Annotated in this window: 23 protein-coding genes; 4 read left to right on the top strand and 19 right to left on the bottom strand. The window is 54.7% G+C overall.

From position 1 onward, the window contains the following. The first annotated feature begins 267 nt into the window (after positions 1-267). Positions 268-960, top strand: coding sequence for an alpha/beta hydrolase (locus F1379_RS24070; protein WP_150274817.1), 693 nt, complete (start codon positions 268-270; stop codon positions 958-960). Between the two features lie 169 nt (positions 961-1,129). Here F1379_RS24070 and rlmD read toward each other — a convergent pair whose 3' ends face one another. The 4 genes from rlmD to F1379_RS24050 all read right to left on the bottom strand — a co-directional run bounded on the left by rlmD (position 1,130) and on the right by F1379_RS24050 (position 5,024). Beyond that, complete coding sequence (gene rlmD / locus F1379_RS24065; RefSeq protein ID WP_150274815.1) at positions 1,130-2,791, bottom strand: 23S rRNA (uracil(1939)-C(5))-methyltransferase RlmD; 1,662 nt, start codon at positions 2,789-2,791, stop codon at positions 1,130-1,132. Between the two features lie 54 nt (positions 2,792-2,845). Then, a complete protein-coding gene (locus F1379_RS24060; RefSeq protein ID WP_150274813.1) occupies positions 2,846-3,736 on the bottom strand; it encodes a diacylglycerol kinase in 891 nt (296 codons plus the stop codon). 224 nt (positions 3,737-3,960) lie between these two features. Beyond that, positions 3,961-4,731, bottom strand: coding sequence for a sirohydrochlorin chelatase (locus F1379_RS24055; RefSeq protein ID WP_150274811.1), 771 nt, complete (start codon positions 4,729-4,731; stop codon positions 3,961-3,963). A gap of 2 nt (positions 4,732-4,733) precedes the next feature. Next, the gene (locus F1379_RS24050; protein ID WP_150274809.1) at positions 4,734-5,024 is read right to left on the bottom strand and encodes a YerC/YecD family TrpR-related protein; all 291 of its coding nucleotides are present in this window, start codon (positions 5,022-5,024) and stop codon (positions 4,734-4,736) included. 428 nt (positions 5,025-5,452) lie between these two features. Here F1379_RS24050 and F1379_RS24045 point away from each other — a divergent pair, with 428 nt between their 5' ends. After that, a complete protein-coding gene (locus F1379_RS24045) occupies positions 5,453-6,001 on the top strand; it encodes a tyrosine protein kinase (protein ID WP_203457168.1) in 549 nt (182 codons plus the stop codon). 39 nt (positions 6,002-6,040) lie between these two features. Here the strand turns inward: F1379_RS24045 and F1379_RS24040 are convergent, their stop codons facing one another. The 14 genes from F1379_RS24040 to F1379_RS23975 all read right to left on the bottom strand — a co-directional run bounded on the left by F1379_RS24040 (position 6,041) and on the right by F1379_RS23975 (position 19,523). Then, complete coding sequence (locus F1379_RS24040; protein WP_150274807.1) at positions 6,041-6,340, bottom strand: DUF1648 domain-containing protein; 300 nt, start codon at positions 6,338-6,340, stop codon at positions 6,041-6,043. A 54-nt stretch (positions 6,341-6,394) separates the two neighbouring features. Continuing rightward, on the bottom strand, positions 6,395-7,354 hold the full coding sequence (corA, locus tag F1379_RS24035) for a magnesium/cobalt transporter CorA (protein WP_150274805.1): 960 nt from the start codon (positions 7,352-7,354) through the stop codon (positions 6,395-6,397). Positions 7,355-7,615: 261 nt separating this feature from the next. Continuing rightward, entirely contained in the window at positions 7,616-8,521 is a 906-nt protein-coding gene (locus F1379_RS24030) for a response regulator (protein ID WP_150274803.1), read from the bottom strand. A 3-nt stretch (positions 8,522-8,524) separates the two neighbouring features. After that, positions 8,525-9,814 (bottom strand): ATP-binding protein, encoded by a 1,290-nt coding sequence (locus F1379_RS24025; protein ID WP_150274801.1) that lies wholly within the window; start codon positions 9,812-9,814, stop codon positions 8,525-8,527. Positions 9,815-9,906: 92 nt separating this feature from the next. Then, entirely contained in the window at positions 9,907-10,557 is a 651-nt protein-coding gene (locus F1379_RS24020) for an amino acid ABC transporter permease (protein ID WP_150274799.1), read from the bottom strand. Positions 10,558-10,623: 66 nt separating this feature from the next. Next, positions 10,624-11,274: an amino acid ABC transporter permease gene (locus F1379_RS24015; RefSeq protein ID WP_150274796.1), complete on the bottom strand. Its 651-nt coding sequence runs from the start codon at positions 11,272-11,274 to the stop codon at positions 10,624-10,626. A gap of 339 nt (positions 11,275-11,613) precedes the next feature. Next, positions 11,614-12,462, bottom strand: a complete 849-nt coding sequence (locus F1379_RS24010) for a glutamate ABC transporter substrate-binding protein (protein WP_150274794.1) — start codon at positions 12,460-12,462, stop codon at positions 11,614-11,616. A 31-nt stretch (positions 12,463-12,493) separates the two neighbouring features. Next, positions 12,494-13,222: an amino acid ABC transporter ATP-binding protein gene (locus tag F1379_RS24005; protein WP_150274792.1), complete on the bottom strand. Its 729-nt coding sequence runs from the start codon at positions 13,220-13,222 to the stop codon at positions 12,494-12,496. Between the two features lie 317 nt (positions 13,223-13,539). Next, positions 13,540-14,529, bottom strand: a complete 990-nt coding sequence (locus tag F1379_RS24000; protein WP_150274790.1) for an inorganic phosphate transporter — start codon at positions 14,527-14,529, stop codon at positions 13,540-13,542. A gap of 11 nt (positions 14,530-14,540) precedes the next feature. Beyond that, positions 14,541-15,158: a DUF47 domain-containing protein gene (locus tag F1379_RS23995; protein WP_150274787.1), complete on the bottom strand. Its 618-nt coding sequence runs from the start codon at positions 15,156-15,158 to the stop codon at positions 14,541-14,543. 206 nt (positions 15,159-15,364) lie between these two features. Then, entirely contained in the window at positions 15,365-16,465 is a 1,101-nt protein-coding gene (locus tag F1379_RS23990) for a DUF3048 domain-containing protein (RefSeq protein WP_150274784.1), read from the bottom strand. A gap of 961 nt (positions 16,466-17,426) precedes the next feature. Then, a complete protein-coding gene (locus F1379_RS23985) occupies positions 17,427-18,203 on the bottom strand; it encodes a DODA-type extradiol aromatic ring-opening family dioxygenase (protein WP_150274782.1) in 777 nt (258 codons plus the stop codon). An 86-nt stretch (positions 18,204-18,289) separates the two neighbouring features. Continuing rightward, positions 18,290-19,120, bottom strand: coding sequence for an alpha/beta hydrolase family protein (locus tag F1379_RS23980; RefSeq protein WP_150274780.1), 831 nt, complete (start codon positions 19,118-19,120; stop codon positions 18,290-18,292). Between the two features lie 211 nt (positions 19,121-19,331). Beyond that, positions 19,332-19,523 (bottom strand): hypothetical protein, encoded by a 192-nt coding sequence (locus F1379_RS23975; protein ID WP_150274778.1) that lies wholly within the window; start codon positions 19,521-19,523, stop codon positions 19,332-19,334. A 202-nt stretch (positions 19,524-19,725) separates the two neighbouring features. Here F1379_RS23975 and F1379_RS23970 point away from each other — a divergent pair, with 202 nt between their 5' ends. After that, on the top strand, positions 19,726-20,388 hold the full coding sequence (locus F1379_RS23970; protein WP_150274776.1) for a DUF1129 family protein: 663 nt from the start codon (positions 19,726-19,728) through the stop codon (positions 20,386-20,388). 39 nt (positions 20,389-20,427) lie between these two features. Further along, positions 20,428-21,360: a hypothetical protein gene (locus F1379_RS23965; protein WP_150274774.1), complete on the top strand. Its 933-nt coding sequence runs from the start codon at positions 20,428-20,430 to the stop codon at positions 21,358-21,360. Between the two features lie 56 nt (positions 21,361-21,416). Here the strand turns inward: F1379_RS23965 and ilvA are convergent, their stop codons facing one another. Next, positions 21,417-22,679: a threonine ammonia-lyase IlvA gene (gene ilvA / locus F1379_RS23960; RefSeq protein ID WP_150274772.1), complete on the bottom strand. Its 1,263-nt coding sequence runs from the start codon at positions 22,677-22,679 to the stop codon at positions 21,417-21,419. Positions 22,680-22,833: the final 154 nt, after the last annotated feature.

The raw sequence follows: 22,833 nt of genomic DNA, 5'->3' as shown, positions 1-22,833 counted from the left end.
GCGTCACGAAGAGTTGACTCCTTCCACCAACGCAGTACAATGAAGACGCGAAGACAGAAACACAGTTCCGGTGGTAGTCCGGACGGGCGCAAGCCGCCAGTAACCTGCCTCCTTGGTTGTCCGTTCTTTGCGGATCAAACAAAAGGGGGAATAGTTATGGACGTCGTCAACTGAAGGTTCAGTCCACCCATTGAAGCAAGAGACACGTTAGAAAAGCAGATCAATCCCAAACTATGGAGGGTAATGCCTCAACAATCGGAGGTATCCATGAGAATTCAAAATATAAAAATCGGCAACATCCCATCCATTATTTGGGGTGATAGATCAGACAAGGTATATGTCCATGTTCATGGCAAAATGTCATGCAAAGAACATGCTAGAGATTTTGCTGAAATCGCTGTGAAAAAAGGATATCAAACGCTAAGTTTCGATTTGCCTGAACACGGGGAACGAAAGGACAGTAGTTATCGTTGTGACATTTGGAATGGCATTAATGACCTTAATCTAATTGGAGACTATGCCTTTTCAAATTGGGATCATGTTTCTTTGTTTGGGTGCAGTCTGGGAGCGTATTTCAGTTTGAATGCTTACACAAATAGTAATTTTGTCAATTGTCTGTTCCAATCACCTATATTAAACATGGAATATCTAATTAAACAGATGTTTAATTGGTTTGATGTGACAGAAGAACAGCTATGCATACAAAAAGAGATTGCAACCTCTGTTGATTTGCTGCGTTGGGATTATTATAAGTTCGTAAAGGAACATCCGGTTAAAAAATGGAATATTCCAACTTCAATCCTATACGGCAGAAAAGACAGTATGCAATCTCTGGAAGTTGTTAAGGACTTTGCGAAATCACATGATTGCAAGTTGGAAATCTCTCAGAATAGTGATCATCCTTTTATGCAAAAAGAGGATGTTAAGATAGTTCATGCATGGCTTAAAGAAAACATATGAGACTATAAGCTTAATACGGATTTGTCTTCCTCTAAAACCACCTTGGTTAAAAAAGTCCATCTATGGAAAGGGCACTTTTTAAGCCCAAAAACAACAAACCAGATAATGTAATTAAAAATCAATATGCGGTGTTAGCTCTTCGGCATTAACCCCTACATATCGTGGTTTTTTACCCTTTTCCTATAAAGTCCATCCGAGTTACGCACTCAACATGCACCGTATGCGGGAACATATCCACCGGGGTTACCTCCACTGTCTTGTACCCGCCGTCCTCTAATACCCGCAAATCCCTTGCCAGTGTCGATGGATTACACGACACATACACTACGCGTTCCGGCTGCATCGCCAGGATCGTCTCCAGCAGGCGCGGATCGCAGCCTTTGCGCGGCGGATCGACGACGATGACGTCGGGGGTGACACCCTGCTCTTTCCAGGCCGGAATCACGTCCTCGGATGCACCGACCTCGAACGTCACGTTCTTCATGCCGTTCAGTGCGGCATTCGCGCGGGCGTCCTCAATGGCTTCCGGCACGATCTCTACGCCGTATACTTTATCCGCGTGCTGGGCCAGGAACAGGGAGATCGTGCCGATGCCGCAGTAGGCGTCGATAACGGTCTCATTGCCGGTGAGGCCGGCGTACTCGACGGTTTTGCCGTACAGCACCTCGGTCTGGACCGGGTTCACCTGGTAGAAGGAACGGGCCGAGATGGCGAACTGCACGTCGCCGATGTAATCGTAGATGACGTCGCTGCCCCAGAGGGTGCGGGTCTCGTCGCCGAAGATGACGTTGGTCTGCCGCGTGTTCACGTTCTGGCAGATGCTCGCCACCTGCGGCAGCTCCTCACGGATGCTGCCAAGCCAGGCGTCCAGGTGTGGGATGTCGCGCCCGTTCGTGACCAGCACCAGCATCATCTGCCCGGTGCGGAAGGCCTTCTTGACGACGACATGGCGCAGCAGGCCGCGGCCGGTCTCTTCGCTGTAGGCGGAGATGCCCAGCTCGCTGCCGAGCCGCTTCACGGCGGCGACTACGGCGTCGTTGTGCTCATGCTGGATCAGACAGGTCTCCATGTCGATGATCCGGTGACTGCCGCGCGCGTAGAAGCCGCCGACCAGACCGCCGTCGGTGACGCCGATCGGCACCTGGGCCTTGTTGCGGTAGCGCCAAGGCTCGTCCATGCCGAGTGTCGGCCGGACGATGATGTCTCCTTGCGGCGTGGCTGCCCCAATTGCAGGAGTGCCGCTACCCGATGTGTGGCCTGCGCCAAGCGTACCTGTAGTTGCACCATTGCCCCCGTCAGCACCTTCTTCACCTTGCCCGCTTTCGAACGCACCATTGCCCGAAGCAGCACCAAATTCACGCTCCACGCCTTCAGCAGCGCCGCCACCACCCTGCCCTGCAACAGCCTGGGCAGCGCCAAGCGCCGCCCCCGCCACCCGCAGCTTCCCGATCCGCTGCAGGTTGTCCACCACCAGCTGCCGCTTCCAGGCCAGCTGGGCGGTGTAGTCCATGTGCTGCAGCTGGCAGCCGCCACACTGGTCATAGATCGGGCAAGGCGGCGCGATGCGGTCGCTGCTGGCCTGCACCAGCTCAAGCAGCTTGGCGTAGCCGTACTGCTTCTTGGTCTTCAGCACCTTGGCCCGGACCTTCTCTCCGGGCAGGGCGCCCTGCACAAAAAGGGTATAGCCGTCCGCGCGGCCTACCCCTTCGCCTTCATGAGTCATGCCGATAATATCGAGCACGACTTCATCGTTCTTATTCACGGGCAGTCCGGCGACGGGTACGCTTGCTTCCCGGCGGTTCCCGCCGCGTCCACTGCGATGTTTACTCATGTTCTGTATGTTCACTTCTTTCATTAATCTCTTGGCTTAACTCTTCCCGCCCGTTTAATTCTGGGCAAAGATCCGCAAATGCTGCGGCAAAATATGAAACTGTCCCGGCAGCGTGCCGCCCAGCTCACCGTCGAGGTTGATCTGCACGTAGCCGGGGGAGGTGACCTCCATGGCATCCGTGCGGAAATAGACGACGCGCTTATCCTGCAGATGCTCGCCGCGCAGCGCCAGTGTGACCAGCCGGATGAACTCGGCCAGGTTGCACTTCTTGACGGCGATGACGTCGAACAGGCCGTCGTCGATACGGGCATCCGGGGCGAGCTTCTCGAAGCCGCCGACCGAATTGGTATTGGCAATCAGGAACATCATGAACTCGTCGTGAATCATTTCCTGGCCGTTGGCCCGTATGTACAGCTCCTGCGGGGAGAGGCTGGCCATTTTCTCGATGCCTTTCAGGTAGTACGCCAGCTGTCCCATCATGGTCTTCAGTCTGCTGGGAACCTCGTATGTCAGCTCGGTCAGCCTTCCGCCGCCGGCTATATTAATGAAATAACGGTCATTGGCTTTGCCAAGGTCAATCAGGCGCGATTCCTGGCGCAGAATGAGATCGCAGGAATCCTCCCAGTTCTTCGGAATGCCCATCGCCCGGGCAAAATCATTCGTCGTCCCCAGCGGCAGTACGCCCAAGGGAGGCAGATTCGGCCGCTCGGCCATTCCGTTGATCACTTCATTTAAAGTACCGTCGCCGCCGGCCGCAATGATCATGTCATACGTGCCGCGCTCGACCGCTTCGATCGTAGCTGCCGTAGCATCGCCTTCTCCGGTTGTTGCGTGACAGGACGCCTCAATGCCGCCTAAATCCAGCCGCTCCAGGATGTCGGCAAGCCGTTTCTTCATTCCTTCCCGACCCGAAGTGGGATTATAAATCAATCTCGCAGTTTTCATTACCGGAACGCCACCTGTTTAGAGTATAGATAACTTTACTGATTATACCCAATTGGACACCCTACAAGCAATGTTATACCCGTCCTGGCCCAAATTTAGCAGCAAACGGCAGGACCACCGCCGCCGAGCTAACCCATTACCCGCAAACGTCTCCAATAAGTATACCTCTATATCTATGCGAGGCCACCCTCACTCATTCAGGCTCTTCCATTACGTTCTTCTCGCTACGAACGCTCTCGCAGCAAAGCAACCGCACGATTTACCTGCTCCTCAATCCAGTGCGGCAGCAGCGGATGCGGCAGCAGCGTTCTGCCCGAGTATGCAAAATCCAGGCCTTCGAGCCGCTTCGGTACGACGACCTTGGTGAAATAGCCCTCGCTCAGAAAGAGCGGGGCTACCAGCACCTCATACCCCTGCTCCTGCCAATGCTCCGCGCGGCTGCGCACGCTGTCCGGGTTCAGCAGCCCATAGTCTGCTGCCGCAACGCCACTAAGCTGGCGCACCCGTTCGGCGAGCGAGGCGATGCCCCGCTCCCAGCGCTGCCGGAAGCCCTCATGCCGGCTGCCGTGGCCGACCAGCAGAACCACTTCCCGCTCTGGGTGGTGCGACAACTCGCGCAGCTTATCCCAGATCATAACGGCAATGTCCGGATCGTCATCGACCGGATTGCCGAAATGTACCCGGGCCTGCACCGCAAACGGTGCAAGGTCCGTCTCCAGCTCAGGAGCAGCCTTGACGCCCAGTGCATATTGTATTTCATCAATATGGGTACTCCCCGAAGAAACAAACAAGGGGATCACAATTATATCTGTGACCCCTTGGCTCTCCAGTTCATCAATTCCATCTTGTATCAGGCGGCCTTCCACCAGCTCCAGGAAAGACACCGCCACCGGCAGCTCCTCCGCAAGACTCAGCTCCGCTACGGCTTCCTCCACCATGGATACCCAGGTGCGGTCGCGGGAGCCGTGACTGATAATCAGTACGCCCGGCTGCATGCTTATCGTCCCAGACGTTCCAGCGTCATCTTGTAGCCGTCGTTGCCGTAATTCAGGCAGCGCTTTACGCGCGAGATCGTCGCCGTGCTGGCGCCGGTCTCCGCTTCAATCTGATTGTATGTAGAGCCCTTGCCCAGCATACGTGCAACCTCCAGACGCTGGGACAGCGACTGGATCTCATTCACCGTGCACAGGTCGTCGAAGAAGACATAGCATTCTTCCATATTCTTCAACGTTAAAATAGCCTCGAACAGTTGATCGACACTCTTATCATTTAGCTTCTTCAGCTGCATCGTAGATCATCCCCTAAATGTGTGGTCAGTATATTGATTCACCCGTGAATTTACATACAGAACCCTTATAAATATAACAAATAAATCCGACTATCTGCCTCTACTATATTGTAACGGAGCAGTTTTTTCAAGCATTAACGATTTCACGCTGTAAAGAACGAAAACGACGGACAACTGTCCGCCACACACGCACAAATCTTATGTACTTGAGCACAAAAATCCTGCCGCGCAGCAGAGGAATTACCGAATTAACTATAGTATACTTAAGCGCCGGAAAGCAAGCCCTGACACGCTTTCTTCACTTCCTCGCCCCGCTCAGGGCACCTGCCCAAATCCGCATCTATCCCGGAAATCCGGGCTATGGTCTATACCTTATGTTCGCCCATGACATACAGTATAGCAAATCCATAACAAAGGAAAGTGATGACATGCCTGAGCATTACTACAACCATTCCCGCCGGAATGCGCGTGCCCTGGCCGGTCCGTATCCCTCCTCGCCTTATCCGGGCATCAGTCTGCCGCCCGCCCAGGCGCCGCTTCCGCTGGAAGCCGGGATGGTTCCCGCCGCCGGTGCGGAGCTGGTGGAGACGTCCCTGGCCGCTCCCGCTGCAGAAGCCGGAGCCAAGGCCGGTGGCCTGCTCGGTGGCCTCGGAAATCTCGGCAATCTGGCGAACATGGAGCAGATCAAAGGCTTCATCGACCGGATGGGCGGCATCGACGGCATTGTAAATAATATGGGCAAGGTGCAGAAGATGGTGCAGGGCTTCCAGCAGATGGCCCCGATGGTGAAGCTGGTGATGGGCAGCTTCGGTAAAGGCAAGGGGAATTCCGGGGAGCTGGCCGCCGAGGAGGATGCTGCGCTCTACAAGCCCCGGCGCCGCAAGAAGCGTCCGGCCGGCAATACCAAGCGCAGCGGCAAGAATGCGCCTAAACGGCGCAAACGGGCTCCTTCCTCCGCCGGACGCCGCCGCAGATAGCGGCGGTTGTCCGGCCTTTTTTTATGGCAGCAGCGGGGTTCAAGCCAAACTCAGATTATAGTAGATCATCCAGCCGTTCAGGGCCAGACAGAATACATTCACCAGGATGAGGACGAGGTTTTTGGTTGGCTTTTGCGATAACACGGTCATGATGCTTACAAAGACCTGCAGGCCCGGAACCATAAACACGTACAGAAGCTTGCCTACACTATTGTCGATTTGCCCGCCGGACATATGTATTCCCATCTGCTCGGGGAGCCAGGGATAGGCAATGAGATTCGTTACGAGAGTAAGAAGGATTACACCCAGGCTTAGATAAAGGTACTTGCGATCCGTCATATACTGACCTCCAATAAAATCATATCTTTAAATATACGGCGCTTGCGGCCCGCCCTACTTGAACCACCCGCGCCTGCGGAACCACCACAGCATCCCCAGCCCCAGCGCCAGCATGAGCAGCAGCACCACCGGATAGCCCAGGCTCCATCCAAGCTCCGGCATGTGATTGAAGTTCATCCCGTAGATCCCGGCGATCAGCGTCAGCGGCATGAACACGGTGGTAATGACCGTCAGTGTCTTCATGATGGCATTCATCCGGTTGGAATTCAGCGAAATATAGCTGTCCCGCAGATCCGCAGTCATTTCCCGGTCGGCCTCCAGCATATCGGTCAGCTTCAGCAGATGGTCATAGATATCGCCGAAATAGACCCGCTCCTGGTTATTGCTCTGCACATGCTGCGAATTGACAATCCGGTACATCAGGTCGCGCATCGGCACGATGGTCCGCCGCAGCTTCAGGAGCCGCCCGCGCACATTGAACACCTGGCTCATCAGGTCTTCGACGGATTCGGTGCCGCCTTTGCTCTCCAGATCGGCCAGTTCATCCTCCAGGTTGTACAGGCTCGGGAAATAGTAGTCCACCAGCTTGTCCATCACGGAATAGGCCGCGGCCACCGGACCTCCGGACCAGCCCTGGCGGCTGTGAATCTCCTCTCTGACATTCGCCCAGGCTTCGTCCAGCTCCGGCTGGTGCTGGTGATGGTAGGAGACGAGGAAGCTCGAGCTGAGGAACAGATCAACCTCCTCCGCCTGCAGCGTCTCCTCATTGAGCGCATGCAGCACGAAGAACTGCACATCGTCATAATAATCCAGCTTAGGGCGCTGCAGAATATGCATGCAATCCTCAATCGCCAGCGGGTGAAAATGAAAGTACGTATCCAGCAGCCGCGTTTCCTCTGCCGTAGGCTCGGCGAAGTCAGCCCAGATCCAGGCGTAGTCGGCCATGCGTATGCTCTCCAGCGGCAGCCCGGTCAGCACCTCGCCCTCATGGGTGACCGCAAGTGTTCGTATCATAGCTATCCCCCATCAATTCCGGCTAAAAAGCTTTCATGATTGCTTCCAGCTCCATTGTACCGCACCTGTACATTACACCCAAATGCGGAAATGCACTAAGCAGAGTGTTTGAGTGCTTAGCCGCGACTCCCCGGAATGCCTGGACTTCAGGGAGCAAAGCGTGCCGGCCGGCGGCAAAAAAATAACCCCCAGCCCGCTATGATCAGCGGAACCGGTGGTTCGTTGGCATTTCAATATCATGAGCTTTCGTGAGGTCCTGGGCTACCTGCGGCCCAAGCCCTCCTGCAGCTCCAGATGCAGCACCTGCAGGAACTTCTTGATGTTCACCTTCACCTTGCCGGTGTCCTTGCCCTGCCCGATTTCCTTCATCTTCAGCCGTACCTCCTCGAAGTCGAAGTAGAGCGGCGCGTAATATTCGAACTTCGGATTCCCGTAGTCCGTCAGGCCGATCGACGCCAGGTTCAACAGTCCAGCTGCGAGCGCCCGGCGCAGCCGCTGCTCTATAGCCTTGGCCTCCCTGGCCGCCTCCGTAGGCACCGACTTGTAGACATTGGCCGCCATTTCATACAGCTCCTTCAGCGGCGGCAATCCGCCCAGCGGGTCTTTGGCTATGGCCAGCTCCATCATCGTGATGATGTCCCGGCTGCCGCTCTCCGAAATCATGCCCATGTTCATCAGAATCGGCTGCAGGATTTCCCTGACCGTGCGTTTACCGGAATCAATCAGCGGCGATCCGAACTGCAGCCCCTCCAGCTTGCCGAGGCTCGACTTGATCTCCTCCAGGTAGCGGTTAATCGCATACCGCTCATTGACCTTGTGCAGCACGGCTTCGACTTCGATTTTGTTGATCGGCTTGCGGATGAAGAATTCGATGCCGCTGCGGTAAGCGCGCCCCACCATATCACTGTTCTCGATCTGCGAGATCATCACGAATTTGGAGCGGCAGCCCTGGGTCTGCAGCGACAGGATGGTCTCGATTCCGTCCTGGTCGGGCATGAGCAGATCCATCAGCACGATATCCGGGGCTTCCTCCAGCACCAGCTTCATGCCATCCTGCCCGCTCTCCGCTGTACCCGCCACTTCGCCGAGACCGCTGTCCTCAATAATATGCTGCAGCATTCTTCTGGCAACCGCATCATCGTCCACTATACAGAAAGTAAGCGGCATGACTTATTCCTCCTTCCGCAGCGTAGCCGTTGGCACACTGATCTGAAACATCGCCCCTCCGGTATGAATCGCCGTTCCTACAGTAATCCGCCCTCCCAGGGCCTCCACAATATCGCGCACATGCGAGAGGCCGATTCCCGTTGCCGCCACGCCTTCGTCATTGAACTTGGTCGTGAACCCGGGCTCGAACAGCAGCTCCCGGTCCCTTTCCTTTATGCCTACCCCGCTGTCCGTAACGGTAAACAAGGTGTATTCCTCTTTCTCATAAGTATCCAGAGCAATACTCCCGGAAGCCTTGATCGCTTCCACCGCGTTGGCAGTCAGGTTATTAAGCAAAGTAAGCAGAGGAATATAGCTGGCCGTAGTGTAGTCCGAGGCAAGGTGAAGGTGGAACTGAATCTGCTTGCCGAGCATCTCGGCATATTGCGCGTTGCTCTTGACCGTGAAGCGCAGGATTCCCGAGAGCGGCATGTCGCCCGTCGCCTCGCGCTCGGCCAGCTTGACAAGACCGGCCAGAATCCGCTGCGAATCCTTCTTGACCTCATGAATCTGCTGGGTGATGTCCAGCACCTGACGGCTGCGCCCAGGCTGCCCGTCCTCCTCCTTCAGGCTGCGGTACAGCTCGTAGCTCTTCAGCGTTACATTTTCCAGCGTTCCAATGGATTTCTTCAGATAAAAGACTTCGCCGTACAGGCCCGAGCCGAAGCCAAGCATCTGCTCGATCCGCCGGTTCTGCTCCCGCTGGGCGATCCGCAGCTGGCTGACGGAGATGCTGCTGTATACTCCGGTAGTGAAATACGTGCGCAGCACAGCAATCGCCATCAGGTAAGTCCATTCGTTAAGCCGGAAGGTGGCCGAATCGAGCACGATCAGCCGGGTCAGCAGCTCCATTTCGTTGGACAAGAGATCAATGACAGCCGCCGCTCCGCCGAGCACCAGCGGATGAAAGGTATCCAGCCGGCTCTTCAGCAGGTTCATCAGAGCTGCGAACACAATGTAGTAGACCATGGCCGATACGTGGCTGGTGAAGCTCTCAGGCAGCGGAATTTCGCTGCGGAACACAGCATCCATACCGGTGCGGAATAACAGCACCACAATCCCTGTGACAATGCCCGTCATGATGTAAGGAAGTCTGCGCATCAGCAGCAGGAACAGCAGGAACGCACTGCTCCCCAGCGCGATCCGGAATATGTCGCCATCAAACGGATTAATCTTGAATTCGCCCGCCACTGCTGTCCCCAGCGCCGCAACAAGAACCTGCAAGGTTCTGGATTTCAGTATAGAATGTAACATCGCCCACTGCTCCCGCCCAGAGATGTTGTCAACTATACTACCATAACCTTTGCGGCTCCGATACGTTTTCCGGCATGTTTTCGCTGTGCGGGTCAGACGGCCTTGGTCTCCAGCCTTCTGGACACCAGCGACAAGAGATAATTAACGACGAAATAAATCAAGGCGACCAGGAGCAGTGTGGGAATTGCGTAGCTGTAGCCTTGCCCGATGACAATTCCGGCGTTGTGCATCAGCTCCGGCAGCGAAATAACCACCGCCAGCGATGTATCCTTCAGCAGCGAGATGAACTGGCTGACCAGCGGCGGCACCATGCGGCGCAAGCCCTGCGGGAGCACTATATGCCACAGTGTCTGGAAGCTGCTCAGTCCGGACGAACGTGCGGCTTCTATTTGTCCCTTATCGATAGAAGCGAGTCCACCGCGCACAATCTCTGCGATCATGGCCGCCTCAAAGATCGTCAGAGCGACAATCGCTGCAGTCGTGAGTCCCATCCGGATTCCGATCTCCGGCAAGGCAAAACGGATAAAGAAAATAATCAGCAGCAGCGGCAGGTTGCGGATCAGTTCTACCAGCACAAGCAGCACTGGCGACAGCACCGGCACCTGCGCGTAACGAACAACTCCGATTAAACAGCCGATGATGAAGCTGAGGACGATCGACACAGACGCCACAATCAGCGTCACATACAATCCATCCAAGAGAAACCTCAGATGATCGGCCGAATATGCGCCGGCAAAATCCATACTATCCCTCCTAAGTGACTATCGAACTTGATGTTAAAGCTCATACGGGTATCTGCAGGCTCCGGTCTAATATTTCCGCTGCAGCCGTCTTTCCCATACCCGCACGCCGTAGCTCAGCGGCAGGGTCAGAACCAGGTAGAACAGGGCGACGAAGATATACGTATCGAAGGTCCGGTAGGTCTCCGTAGAGATGCTGTCGGCAAAATACATCAGATCCAGTCCGGCGACGATGGTCAGCACCGAAGAATTTTTAATCAGATTTATGAACTGGTTGCCGAGCGGCGGAATGACCAGCTTAATGGCCTGCGGCAGAATGACATGCAGCATGGTCTGGATGTAACTGAGTCCGGAAGAACGTGCAGCCTCCGTCTGCCCTTTCGGGATCGCCATAATCCCGGCACGGATGGCTTCGGCAATAAAGGCCGAGGTGTATACCGCCAGCCCGATGGTTCCCGCCGTGAAGCCGTCCAGCGTAAAGCCAATCGCGGATGGTCCGTAATAAAACACATACACCACCAGCAGTAGCGGCAGGTTGCGGACGAACTCAACGTATCCCGTCCCGAACCAGCGCAACCCCCGTACCGGTGTGATCCGGAAGACCGCGATCACTGCTCCGATCAGGAAGCTGCCGATCAGTGCCAGCACGCTGGAGATAACCGTTCCGCGAAACCCCTCCATATATAGGCCGAAATAATCGGTCAAAATTGAGAAATCCATCGTTGTCACCTACCCTTTGCCTTTAAATAATCTGCGGCGCAGCAGCCGCCTCTGTACATACACGAAAGGATGGCCGGCGGACATCCCCCTTCCATCCTTTCATCACTGCTATATCCCTGCAAAATTCCCCATAAACTACATTTGATCATCCAAACAATAAGTGAAATAGGTTTGGACCTCCGGCTGCGGTTGTCCCCAGATCTATGTATGCTAACCGCTACGTACGCACCTTTGGTCCAAGCTGAGTCCATCGCACTTTTCAGCGCAATCCTTAACTCATTTCAATCCTTACTTCATTGCAATCCTTACTTCATTGCAATCCTTACTTCATTGCAATCCTTACTTCGCAGGCGCCTTGCCGATCCACTTGGTGTAAATGGTGTCGTAGTCGCCGCTCTCCTTCAGTTCAGCCAGTGTATCATTCACGGCCTGAACAACATCGCTGTTGCCCTTCTGGATAGCGATGCCGTAAGGCTCGTCGGTGAACGGCTCGCCTACGACCTCAAAATCCGGGTCCTGCGAAGCCATCCCGTAGAGAATCGCGTCGTCGGTGGTGAGCGCGTCGCCCTGGCCGGCCTTCAGTGCGCTGAAGGCGTCCTGATAGTTGTCGAACTCCAGCACGGTGACGCCCGGCACCTTCTCTTTAATATTCTTGATCGAAGTGGCACCCTTGGAGCCCAGAATCTTCGTATCCTTCGTGACATCCTCCAGTCCTGTGATCGGGCTGCCCTTCTTCACCAGCAGCGATTGTCCGGCCTGGAAGTAGACGTCGGAGAAATCGACTTCCTTCTTACGTTCTTCGGTGATCGTCATCGTGGCGACAACCATATCAATCTCGCCATTGTTCAGCATCGGAATCCGGGTTTTGGAGGTCACTTCCTTCAGCTCGATGGCATTCTCGTCGCCGAGAATATGCTTGGCAATCGCCTTGGAGATGTCGATGTCGAAGCCTTCGACATTGCCGGAGGCCGGGTCCTTCAGCCCGAACAGGCGGGTGTCGTACTTCACGCCGACCAGCAGCTTGCCGCGTTCCTTGATCTTCGCGATGGCTGCCGAATCACCGCTTGCTGCGGCATTGTTGCCCTCGGCGGCATTGCCATCATTGTTGTTGCCGCAGCCGGAGATGACCAGCATGGCAGCCAGCAGCAGCGCGCCTAACCATTTGAAGCTTTTCATGGACTTGTTCATTTCTCTTCCTCCCCTTATTCCTATCTATGGTTTAATGGCTTAACACACGGCTGAGAAACGTACGCGTCCGTTCTTCACTCGGACTTGCGAAGAATTGCTCCGGCTCTGCTTCCTCCACAATCTGCCCCTGGTCCATAAAGATCACCCGGTCGGCGACCTCACGGGCGAAACCCATCTCATGGGTCACGACCACCATCGTCATCCCTTCGCGGGCCAAGGTGCGCATCACGTCGAGTACTTCCCCCACCATTTCCGGATCGAGCGCCGACGTCGGCTCATCGAAGAGCATAATTCTCGGCTTCATCGCCAGCCCCCGGGCAATAGCTACCCGCTGCTGCTGTCCGCCGGAGAGCTGGGAGGGGTACGCCTGGGCTTTGTCGGCAATGCCGACCTTCTCCAGGAAATACATCGCCGTCTTCTCTGCTTCCGCTTTGGACAAGCCCAGCACCTTGATGGGAGCAAGGGTGATGTTGTCGATGACTCTTTTGTGGGGATACAGATTGAAATGCTGGAACACCATGCCGATTTCCTTGCGCAGCTTGTTGATGTCCGTCTTGCGTTCGTTGACGGTGATGCCGTCTACCACCAGGCCGCCGCTCGTAATGGTCTCCAGCCGGTTGATACAGCGGAGCATGGTGCTTTTGCCGGAGCCGGAAGGACCGACCACGACAACCACTTCCCCCTCCTGCACATGCAGATTAATGTTCTTCAGAACGTGGAAATGACCATAATGTTTGTCTACCTCATGAAAGTCGATCAACGACAGGCCTCCTTTGCCAATAGCGTTTGCTTTCTGTATCGTCCAGACGATTCTGTCAGCTAACGTAACACTTAAGAGACACCTTAATGCAGACACTACGAAATCCTACATAATCCTACGCCGAATACAAAAATCTCATGTCATTTTCTTTTCAAAAAGTGATGTATTTCATTTTCTTTTTGCTATGATTAATGATTTTTATCGTTTTACCGTCACTTTTTGTGACATTCCTCTCTTGAAAAATAGGCAACAAAAAAAAGATGTCCTTAAAGCCCATCCAGGCTTTCCTGACATCTTTCATGCTTAAACCGCTATTCTTAATAGAAAATTTTGAAGAGAAGACCTGCAAGCAAGGCACTGATTGGAATCGTAATGAACCAGGTGATCACAATCCGTCCGGCCACTCCCCATTTGACAGCGGAGAAGCGCTTGGCCGAGCCTACACCGAGAATGGCAGAGGTAATGGCATGGGTTGTACTTACTGGCAGATGCAGCAGCGTAGCCGAGAAAATAACGGAAGCGGCGGAGATATCCGCAGCGAAGCCGTTGATCGGTTCGATTTTGAAAATCTTGGTACCCATCGTCTTGATGATCTTCCAGCCGCCGATTGAGGTACCCAGCGCCATGGCTGTCGCCGCCGCAATCTTAACCCAGAGTGGAACCTCCATTGTATCGAGACGTCCCGAGGTAACCAGCGCAAAGGTGATAATCCCCATCGCCTTCTGGGCATCGTTGGTGCCGTGCGTAAAGGACTGCAGCGCCGCCGTAATGACCTGCATCGAGCGGAAGCCCTTGTTGACCGTATGCGGACTGCGTCTGGCGAAGACCCATTTCAGAATGGTCATGACGATATAACCGATAACAAATGCAATCAGCGGGGAGAAAATCAGCCCCTCAACAATTTCAATGAATCCGCTCCATTTGATGTGCTCGGTGCCTGCCCCGACATATACCGCTCCGGCCAGAGCGCCGATGAGCGCATGCGAAGATGAGGACGGGATGCCCAGCCACCAGGTGACCAGATTCCAGATGATAGCAGCGATCAGAGTTACGATAACGATATCTATACCGTTGTCGAGCAGGGTCGGATCGGTAATGCTGCCGCCGATCTTCTTGGCTACGCCGGTGAACATCAGCGCCCCGACAAAGTTCATGGAGGCTGCGAGCAGGATGGCTGTACGCGGCTTCAGCGCCCGGGTAGAGACGGAGGTAGCAATGGCATTGGCCGTGTCATGGAACCCGTTAATGAAGTCGAATGCCAGCGCGAGAAAGACAACAATCCCTAGTACTAAAAGTGATGTTTCCATATTCCGACTCCTTATGAGTTGCGCATAATGATCGATTCCAGCATGTTGGCCACGTCTTCACATTTGTCCGTGGTCGTCTCAAGCCGTTCGTACAGTTCCTTGCGCTTGATCAGCTCAATCGGGTCGGTTACGGTTTCGAACAGGTGCTTGGTGCAGATGCGCAGCACTTCATCACCCTGGTTCTCCAGGTCATTCAGGCGGATCGTATACTCGCGGATGGCAAGCAGCTTCTTCTGCGAGAGCAGATGCACGGCTTTTTGAATTTCATAGGCCGATTGGCGCAGAATTTCTGCGAACTGGGCGATATACTCGTCCGATTCAAGCAGGTTGTACATATAGAAACGGGAGGCGGAGGCTTCCAGACCGTCGATGACATCATCCATGCTGGTGATCAGATCCATAATGTCGTCGCGTTCGAGCGGAGTGATGAACGTCTTGTTCAGCTCCTTGATGACGGTATGCGTGAAGCTGTCGCATTGGGATTCATATTTCTTCATCGTTGCGGCAAATTCTTCAACATTATTGCCAAGGGTCGTGATATTTTGCGCAAAATAATCCGCCGCCTGGACAATGGTATCGGCCATGTTCTCGAGCGTCTCGAAGAAAATGTCCTTTTTTTTCAACTTCATGAGTTTTAAACCCCTTTTCATAAAATTGCCGTGAAAGAAGAAGCCATCCATAGCGTTCCTGTAAACAGAATGAAAATGAATGACAACCCTTGTTATCTTATCATAACCACGAAAGGGATAGAAGTAAAAAGAGCAACTTTTTTACACGATATTTACAATTCCCGCGAATGTAGAAAATAATTCTCTGAATCGCCATTTTTGTCGCATCAAGTCGAACTCTCCGGCAACGTCACTTCGACATGGCTTTCAAACGACGGGCTGACCGGAACAATCAGGATATGGGTAATCCCCGGATACATCTGTGCCTCCGTCCCGTCCGCTTTGACGAAGCGGATCATATCGCCGGGCTGTCTCGACCAGCGGCCTTCTATCTTATTACCCCGCTGGAACAGCATAGCCTCCCCGCCAAGCTCCACATCCACCGACAAACGGCCGACATCGTCAAGCACCTTATGCTCCGTACCTAGCACGATTACATTCGCCGCCTCCACCGGGTCACCATTGTTCAGATCCAGATGCGGTTTGCCGTTGACCGAACGGGCATAAGTCCGCTTCACATCGTCGTATGTATAGCCCACCGTATAGCTCTGAAGCAGAAACTTGACGTCGAACGCCGCCGCAGGCTCACCTTCAAGCGGAACATAGTCCGGATCGGCAAAAGTGAATGGAGGAACCTCTGCGCTGTCCGCGTAGCCGAGCTTGTCCGCCCCTTCGCGCAGCTTTGCATCGTTGCTGTACAGATTATGCGGGGCTTTGCGCTCCTTGTCCCGCCAGAAATACGCGCCGGCGTTGCCGATCTCGTCCAGATCGTCCTTGCGCTGGCTCTGCAGAATCGCATAGGCGGCCGGACTGCCGCCGGCATGCACCGTGACCGCCCCGAAGCTCTCGCCGAGGTCGATCAGATAGGGGCGGATGCTGCGGATCGGGCCGATCTTGACCACGCCGGTCTGGCTCTGGAAGATGCCGATCAGCCGGGTGATGCCGCCTTCGGCCAGCACCTCATAGAGCACATCCGCCTCGCTGACACCGGACTGCGGCCGCGCGGCCGGCGCGTTGTTGATCATAACGGCGAGCGGCCGGGGCAGCTCGCCCTGAACCGGCAGGCCGGTCAGCCCGCTGACGGGGCCGAGGGCCTGGTCGGCGCTCGGTGCAGGCGTCGCTTCGGGAGCAGGCTCCGGCGAAGCGGTGGGGGGCACCGACGTTGGCGCCAGCACCGTTGCGGCGTCATTGCCGCCGCAGGCGCTCAGCAGCACGGCGGCCAGGGCAATCCCGGCCATCAGGCGGGAAGAGTGGCGGTTAATGGACATAACGTAGTTCCTCCTAGTGTTAGGGTAAAGGTGTGTCCTACTGAGGGAATCTGAACGGTTACTGTGAATGTTTGCTGTGAATGTTTGCTGTGAATGTGCGCTGTGAGTGCGGACTGTGATGGATATGTAATGTTGGATGCGAGCTGAGAATGTGCGTCGGCAATACGGACTTGTGAATATGTACTGTTGATGCGCACTGAGACTGTATACTGTGAATGTGTATTGCTGGATGCGTACCGTGACTGTGCGTCGGCAATGCTCACGCGTTTGGAATGTATGTGCTGTTGGATGCGTGCTGTGACTGTGCGATGTAATTGTGCATGCCAATAAGTGTATTTCATGCAATTATTCCGCCTGAATTCACCCAATAAATGAATAAAATTGTAGTTTGTACACTTAAAACGGCCGAAATGGTGCTCATCTGCTGTCGGAGCCCATTTTAATTGTACAGAATACATTTAAAATCCGTTTGTGTGCAAATAACGGGAATTTAATTGTACAAAATGCAATTATGCTTCAAGTTTAGGCATCATGATCCAGCCGTCACGTTCAGGCACCAAACTTAGGCATCATGATCCAGCTATCACATTCAGGCACCATACTTAGGCATTGTGATCCTACTATCACGTTAAGACTCATACTTAGACATCATGTATGCAACCGTCACGTTCAGCCATCCTGCTTCAAGCATTCTGGCACCATGACATGGCTCAAGCAGCTTATCCAGCAGCCGCCTTGCATTCACATCCAGCAGCTTTGCAGCTGAGGATTATTGCGGGCGGCGACGCCCCGCTTCTTCCATTTAATCACAGAACGCAAGCTTTTGTCGTGGCCCGTTTGTTCAGCACGCGACAAAATAGGGCACAGCCTTATTATCGGCCATGCCCTGTAATTCGCTTATTTGCATATTCAACTTATACTCAATACTCATATTCACAGGATACTCAATTTCACAGACTCATCAGTCTACCATCCAGCAGTTCAGACTCAGCGTCCCGTACTGGTAAGCCTGAATCATGCGCTGCGCCCGCCGGCCTTCATCCGCCGTGCCCATCACATAGAAGAGCGGGACGAAATGTTCTCTTCCATAGGAAGGAACCGCCTCACGTGCATGCGGGGCCTTCTTCTGATAAGCGAACAGCTCAGGAAGATCCCAGGCTTCCAGTCTGGCGGCAATCCAGGCGTCGAAATCGAGCGCCCATTGCTCCGGCTGGTCATCCTGGCGCAGCAGCCGCAGATTGTGCACCAGTCCTCCGCTGCCGATCACCAAGATGCCTTCTTCCCGCAGCGGGGCCAGCATACGTCCGATATTGTACTGCTCCGCAGGGGAGCGCAGGGAATCGACAGATAAGGCCACTACCGGGATATCAGCCTGCGGGAACATTTTCTTCAGAATGACCCATACGCCATGGTCGAGACCGCGGCCAAGCACCGGCTGATGGGGGAGGTTGTTGTTCTTGAAAAGCTCGGAAATCCGTGCGCTAAGCGCTGGATCACCCGGGGCAGGATAGGTCAGCGAGTAAATCTCGTCCGGAAAGCCATAGAAATCATGCAACGTCTCATGCTGTCCATCCACGGTCATCAGCTGCTCGGGACTGTCCCAGTGCGCCGAGAAGACTACGACGCCGCGGAGTGCTCCCAGATCAGCGCCCAGCCGCTCCAGGAAACGCGTGTACTCATTATCCTCAAGGGCCAGAACCGGGGAGCCGTGCGCAATAAAAAATGCCGGTAATTTCATCGGATGCCTACCTCCATAACCCAGTTTATGGTCTGCTTCTTTATTCTACCTGTTCTTCTGGGTTATTGCGAGTGCAGGACAATCCCTTAAATCATCCAGTTCTGCCATTCCTGCTGCAGGTGCTCCTGCTGATTCATCCATTCCCTTGTCCGTTTCAATACCTGCTCCTGCGCCGGCCCCGAAGAAAAGGTATGATCCGCCTGAAAAATAATCTCCTTGTCGCAGCGCCCCTCGGGACGTGTCCAGAACAGCTTCTGGTAGAGAAAAGCATAATCTACCGGAATAACGTCATCCGAGGTTCCGTGTATGACCAGCACATCGCCGTTGAATTTGCCGGCTTCCTGGAACGGCTGGAAGGCGGCTAGGGAATTGAAATAGACGGGAGTGAAATTATATCCGGCATAATCGGCCGAGCCGCTCTGAACCGAGCGGTCGTAGACCTCGCGGCCGACAATTTTGACAATATCGTTGAACGGATAGCCTACCGCCGCCCACAGCACCAGATTCTTCACCCGTCGGTCGCGTACAGCCGTCAGCAGCGCCACCGCTCCGCCCAGGCTGTGACCGATCAGCGTGACCCGCTGCGGGTCGACATCCGCGGAGCCAATTCCGTAATCGAGCACCGCCCGGGTCTGGGCGATCATCGACTCAATGTCCTCGCTGCCGTAATTCCCGCTGCTCTCGCCGCATCCCGCATAATCAAAACGCACCACCATATACCCGTCCTGGGCCAGCTCGCGGGCGGCCTTGACAAAGATACGGTCAACGCCGATACGGCTGCCGACGAAGCCATGGCAGATTACCGCAAGCGGCACCCGGTCTTTGCAGCGCCCAGAGCCGCTCTTGTCCCTGCACGGATAATGTATGCTCGCCGTTAGCTCTTCCCCGTTATGCCGGATAATTATATTCCGCTCCATACCCGAATCCTCCCCAGAAAGTCATTCTTTTCTATTTTCAATAATTCCGATTAAATTAGTGTGTTTTATATCTTTATTATATATCCTGCCGGATGTTTGTCAACCGGATCAACGATGGATCAGCAGATAAAGCCCCTGGCTCTGCCGCCACTTAAGAAAGGGCCTTCAGTCCTCCCGGGAGAGGCAAAAGGCCCTGCATACCGCACCTGCTTTAGTTGTAGCTGTCGTGGAACATGTCGTGGGTTTCCTGTCTGCCTTCCCAATCCTCAAAGCCATTCTCGGCGTCCACTGCGGAATCCCAGAGGCTATAGCCGTCGGAATTGCCCCAGTCTACCACCTCATTTGCCTTTCCTGGCGTACCTGTTCCGTTGGTTGCCGGTCCCTGCTTCTGTTCCTCTGCCATTACGCTCCCGCCTTTCCTCTTGCTTGAATATGGGTGTGATGCAATCACACTATCAGTGTTCACTCTTCCAATAGGATTATTCATTCAGGGCTGCCGGCCAGAGGATGGCGGGGTTGTCCTTGCGCTCAGCGCCCGGGCGAACGTATACTCTAGGATAGAGACTGACCCGATCAGGCGTCATTTGGAGGTTACCACCTATATTATGAAAGTCAAAGCTATGATTACGAAGAACAACCAGCTGCGCGAGCAGTTGACCCCCTTTAACCGTTCTTACATGGAGGACATGATCCTCAGTCTGCGGGAGAGCCGCCTGGACCGGGTGCGCACGGAGGAACTGCTGCTGGAAGCCACCGAGCTGATGCTGAAGGAGCAGGGCAAGGGCCGGAACGCCAAGCAGGTCTTCGGCGAGCATCCGGAGGATTACTTCCGGGAGGCTGCCGCCCCAGCCCCGCCCCGGCGCGTCCGCAGCAAGCTGAGCTTCAATCTGATGATCCCGTGGGCGGCACTCAGCTGCATGTTCGCTGTCCTGGGAATCGGCGGACTGCTCATGGAGTGGAGCGGCAGCTCCTCGGACATGTTCGGGCGGGTCAGCGTATTCTCGCTGATTGTTGTCGGTGCCGGGTCCATCGTCCTTATCCAGCTGCTGTTGAAATGGCTGGCTTCCTTGTCCGAGAGTGACGCCCCGCGGGCCAAGGGCTTCGACCTGAAGGGACTGGCCATGTATATAGCAATTGCGGTCGTTGTCATCTTTGCAGGCGTATTTCTTGATAACCTGTTTCCTGTCATCACCATCTCGCCCTGGGTCAGCCTGATCATCGGTTTGGCCGGGGGAGCTGGACTTAAATTGATTTTTTTCAGAGCATAAGCTGCTAATTCTGGTTCCTAAGAGAACGGGAGGTACATCATGAAGAAGCATCGCCTATTAATCGCTGTATTCGCCGTAACGCTTGGACTGCAGGCCGGATGGGCTGCTCCTGCTCCGGTCCATGCCGCCGGACTCCCGGCAGGTGCCACCCCGGCTGCGGGCTCCGGCCATGCGGCCGCAGTCTATAAAGCAGCGCTGCCGCTGCTGGCCGATTCCGCCAAGCTGCCGCAGGCTATCCGGTATCTCAATGCCAACATGTATGCCGTTACCGAGTATCAGGCAACTATTCTGGTACTGAAGCTGGAGAACCTGCATAAGTCCGCACTGCCGGCCTGGGAGAAGCGCTTCGCCAGCCAGTCGGTTCAGCGGGAGCTCGAATCCGTCTACAAGCCGGGGAGCAGTCTGGCCGAGCTTGCCGCGAGAACCAAGAACACCGCCGTGCGCAGCCTGCTGAGCAGCGCCGGGGAGCACGGATACAAGCTGGAAACGGCTGAAGGCACTTATTTTCCCGTTATTGATTACGCGGCCTACCGCAAATATAAAATGTATGTCATGGACGACATCCGCGATTATATTACCATTATGTCCGGCGAATCCGACCTGCCTCCCTCTAAGGATAACGGGCTGGTCATAGCCTGGAGCGAAGTAACCGCAAGAGCCCTGTCCACCGAACAGTTTGTCCGGAGCCATCCCAAATCCAACCGTCTGCCGGCCATCAAGGCGCTGCACGAGGCCTATGTGGCCAATACTTTCTACGGCCAGAACAATTCGCCGCTGTTCCATTACGATAACGGTGAGATGGATCTTGAAGCCCAGAAGGCGTACACCGGACTGCTGGCCAAGACCGGCAAGCTGGAGAACAGCCCTTATCTGCAGAAGCTCGACGGATTCATGAAGCTGCTGAAGGAGAGCGGATATAAGCTCGATGACAGCGTAGAGGCCTACCTGAAAGAGAAGGTTCCCCTCTCCTAAATGAACAATGCCCGCCCCGAATGAACATGGGGCGGGCATTTCTATTAAGCGGCTGATTAAATCAGCATATTAAACAAGTTGAGGTCCTTATTAATTTCCGTATAATCTACACCCTTCTGCTGCATGCGTTCGATCAGCGGAAGATAGTCTTCCTTATGCAGCAGCTCGATGCCGACCAGCGCCGGACCATTCTCCTTGTCATTCTTCTTCGTATATTCGAACCGGGTAATGTCGTCATCCGGACCGAGCACCTCGGCCAGGAATTCGCGCAGGGCTCCGGCGCGCTGCGGAAAGTTGACCAGGAAATAATGCTTGAGGCCCTCGTAGACCAGCGAACGCTCCTTGATCTCCTGCATCCGGTCAATATCGTTGTTGCCGCCGCTGACAATGCAGACCACCGTCTTGCCGCGGATCTGGTCACGGTACTGCTCCAGCGCCGCAATCGGCAGCGACCCGGCCGGCTCAACGACAATCGCATTCTCATTGTACATTTCCAGGATCGTCGTGCAGGCCTTGCCTTCCGGCACCTTCACCACATCATCCAGATGGCGGGAGCAGATATCGTATGTCAATCCCCCGACACGCTTCACGGCAGCGCCGTCCACAAATTTATCAATCTCGGTCAGAGTCACAACCTCACCCAACTGAATGGCCTCACTCATCGAGGCGGCGCCCGATGGCTCAACGCCGATGACCTTGGTTGCAGGGCTTACCTTCTTGACATATGTGGCGACACCCGCCGCCAGGCCGCCACCGCCGATAGTTACGAACATGAAGTCCGCCGGCTTGTCCAGGCTCTCCATAACCTCCATGGCAATCGTGCCGTTGCCGGCGATAATGCGCGGCTCATCGAACGGGTGAATCAGAGTCATGCCATGGTCGATGCAAGCCTGCAGCGCTTCTTCATAGGCGTCGTCGAAGGTATCGCCCTTCAGGATCACCTCTACGAATTCACCTCCGAACCGGCGCACCTGCTTGACCTTTTGATTCGGGGTCGTGCTCGGCATATAGACCTTGCCCTTGATGCCCAGCGTCTTGCAGGAGTAGGCCACGCCTTGGGCATGGTTGCCGGCGCTGGCGCAGACAATGCCCTTCGCCCGGTCTTCCTCGGATAAGCTGCGGATCATATTATAAGCGCCGCGGATTTTGAAGGAACGGACAATCTGCAGATCCTCGCGTTTCAAATATACGCTGCAGCCGTATCTGGCCGACAGCACCGCATCCAGCTGCAGCGGAGTGCGGACGATTACCTCGCGCAGCACATGATGTGCGCGCACAATATCTTCCATTCCTACGATCCGGTCTTCGCCTTCTCTCATTGCTTTCCTCGCCTCACTGTCTCTATCTAATCACTTCTGCTTCTAGTAACATACTCTGCCGGGGCGATTTTATCAAGCTTTGTCCTTCTCCTGAGGACTATATAAGCTGAACTTTATGTTCAACGTGTACAGAAACAACAAACGGCCCGGGCGG

The organism is Paenibacillus tepidiphilus, from assembly GCF_008635795.1.
GTDB classification, from domain to species: domain Bacteria; phylum Bacillota; class Bacilli; order Paenibacillales; family Paenibacillaceae; genus Paenibacillus_AQ; species Paenibacillus_AQ tepidiphilus.
Note: the sequence above shows the minus strand (reverse complement) of the source record. Positions and strands in the feature narration are given on the sequence as shown.

What these genes read in the sequence shown, in the direction of transcription:
- F1379_RS24070 (WP_150274817.1), top strand. Translation starts at nt 268, where the DNA reads ATGAGAATTCAAAATATAAAAATCGGCAACATCCCATCCATTATTTGG.
- rlmD (WP_150274815.1), bottom strand. Translation starts at nt 2,791, where the DNA reads ATGAGTAAACATCGCAGTGGACGCGGCGGGAACCGCCGGGAAGCAAGC.
- F1379_RS24060 (WP_150274813.1), bottom strand. Translation starts at nt 3,736, where the DNA reads ATGAAAACTGCGAGATTGATTTATAATCCCACTTCGGGTCGGGAAGGA.
- F1379_RS24055 (WP_150274811.1), bottom strand. Translation starts at nt 4,731, where the DNA reads ATGCAGCCGGGCGTACTGATTATCAGTCACGGCTCCCGCGACCGCACC.
- F1379_RS24050 (WP_150274809.1), bottom strand. Translation starts at nt 5,024, where the DNA reads ATGCAGCTGAAGAAGCTAAATGATAAGAGTGTCGATCAACTGTTCGAG.
- F1379_RS24045 (WP_203457168.1), top strand. Translation starts at nt 5,453, where the DNA reads ATGCCTGAGCATTACTACAACCATTCCCGCCGGAATGCGCGTGCCCTG.
- F1379_RS24040 (WP_150274807.1), bottom strand. Translation starts at nt 6,340, where the DNA reads ATGACGGATCGCAAGTACCTTTATCTAAGCCTGGGTGTAATCCTTCTT.
- corA (WP_150274805.1), bottom strand. Translation starts at nt 7,354, where the DNA reads ATGATACGAACACTTGCGGTCACCCATGAGGGCGAGGTGCTGACCGGG.
- F1379_RS24030 (WP_150274803.1), bottom strand. Translation starts at nt 8,521, where the DNA reads ATGCCGCTTACTTTCTGTATAGTGGACGATGATGCGGTTGCCAGAAGA.
- F1379_RS24025 (WP_150274801.1), bottom strand. Translation starts at nt 9,814, where the DNA reads ATGTTACATTCTATACTGAAATCCAGAACCTTGCAGGTTCTTGTTGCG.
- F1379_RS24020 (WP_150274799.1), bottom strand. Translation starts at nt 10,557, where the DNA reads ATGGATTTTGCCGGCGCATATTCGGCCGATCATCTGAGGTTTCTCTTG.
- F1379_RS24015 (WP_150274796.1), bottom strand. Translation starts at nt 11,274, where the DNA reads ATGGATTTCTCAATTTTGACCGATTATTTCGGCCTATATATGGAGGGG.
- F1379_RS24010 (WP_150274794.1), bottom strand. Translation starts at nt 12,462, where the DNA reads ATGAACAAGTCCATGAAAAGCTTCAAATGGTTAGGCGCGCTGCTGCTG.
- F1379_RS24000 (WP_150274790.1), bottom strand. Translation starts at nt 14,529, where the DNA reads ATGGAAACATCACTTTTAGTACTAGGGATTGTTGTCTTTCTCGCGCTG.
- F1379_RS23995 (WP_150274787.1), bottom strand. Translation starts at nt 15,158, where the DNA reads ATGAAGTTGAAAAAAAAGGACATTTTCTTCGAGACGCTCGAGAACATG.
- F1379_RS23990 (WP_150274784.1), bottom strand. Translation starts at nt 16,465, where the DNA reads ATGTCCATTAACCGCCACTCTTCCCGCCTGATGGCCGGGATTGCCCTG.
- F1379_RS23985 (WP_150274782.1), bottom strand. Translation starts at nt 18,203, where the DNA reads ATGAAATTACCGGCATTTTTTATTGCGCACGGCTCCCCGGTTCTGGCC.
- F1379_RS23980 (WP_150274780.1), bottom strand. Translation starts at nt 19,120, where the DNA reads ATGGAGCGGAATATAATTATCCGGCATAACGGGGAAGAGCTAACGGCG.
- F1379_RS23975 (WP_150274778.1), bottom strand. Translation starts at nt 19,523, where the DNA reads ATGGCAGAGGAACAGAAGCAGGGACCGGCAACCAACGGAACAGGTACG.
- F1379_RS23970 (WP_150274776.1), top strand. Translation starts at nt 19,726, where the DNA reads ATGAAAGTCAAAGCTATGATTACGAAGAACAACCAGCTGCGCGAGCAG.
- F1379_RS23965 (WP_150274774.1), top strand. Translation starts at nt 20,428, where the DNA reads ATGAAGAAGCATCGCCTATTAATCGCTGTATTCGCCGTAACGCTTGGA.
- ilvA (WP_150274772.1), bottom strand. Translation starts at nt 22,679, where the DNA reads ATGAGAGAAGGCGAAGACCGGATCGTAGGAATGGAAGATATTGTGCGC.